Origin of the sequence: Streptomyces telluris (assembly GCF_024519335.1) — a bacterium.
Taxonomy (GTDB): Bacteria; Actinomycetota; Actinomycetes; order Streptomycetales; family Streptomycetaceae; genus Streptomyces; species Streptomyces telluris.
In genome coordinates this window covers 1-711 of the sequence record NZ_JANIID010000088.1, presented here as the reverse complement: position 1 = coordinate 711, position 711 = coordinate 1, and the positions used below count along the sequence as shown (strand labels likewise).

The window sequence follows — 711 nt, the reverse complement described above, 5'->3', positions numbered from 1 at the left end:
AAGGACTTCAAGTCCGATCAGGAAGTGCGCTGGTGCCCCGGCTGCGGCGACTACGCGATCCTCGCCGCCGTCCAGGGCTTCATGCCCCAACTCGGCCTCGCCAAAGAAAACATCGTCTTCGTCTCCGGCATCGGCTGCTCCTCCCGCTTCCCGTACTACATGAACACCTACGGGATGCACTCCATCCACGGACGCGCCCCCGCCATCGCCACCGGCCTCGCCACCAGCCGCCGCGACCTCTCCGTCTGGGTCGTCACCGGCGACGGCGACGCCCTCTCCATCGGCGGCAACCACCTCATCCACGCCCTCCGCCGCAACGTCAACCTCAAAATCCTCCTCTTCAACAACCGCATCTACGGACTCACCAAGGGCCAGTACTCCCCCACCTCCGAGACCGGCAAAATCACCAAATCCACCCCCATGGGCTCCCTCGACGCACCCTTCAACCCGGTCTCCCTCGCCCTCGGCGCCGAAGCATCCTTCGTCGCACGGACCGTCGACTCCGACCGCAAACACCTCACCGAAGTCCTGCAGCAGGCCGCCGAACACCCCGGCACCGCCCTCGTCGAGATCTACCAGAACTGCAACATCTTCAACGACGGCGCCTTCGAACCCCTCAAAGACCGCGACCAGGCCAAAGAAGCCGTCATCCGCCTCGAACACGGCCAGCCCATCCGCTTCGGCGCCGACAACGACAAGGGCATCGTCCGC

1 protein-coding gene is annotated in these 711 nt (G+C 65.1%); it reads left to right on the top strand.

The features are described from left to right. A partial coding sequence (locus tag NQU55_RS36210) for a 2-oxoacid:ferredoxin oxidoreductase subunit beta (RefSeq protein ID WP_256791877.1) occupies window positions 1–711 on the top strand: 711 nt, incomplete at both ends.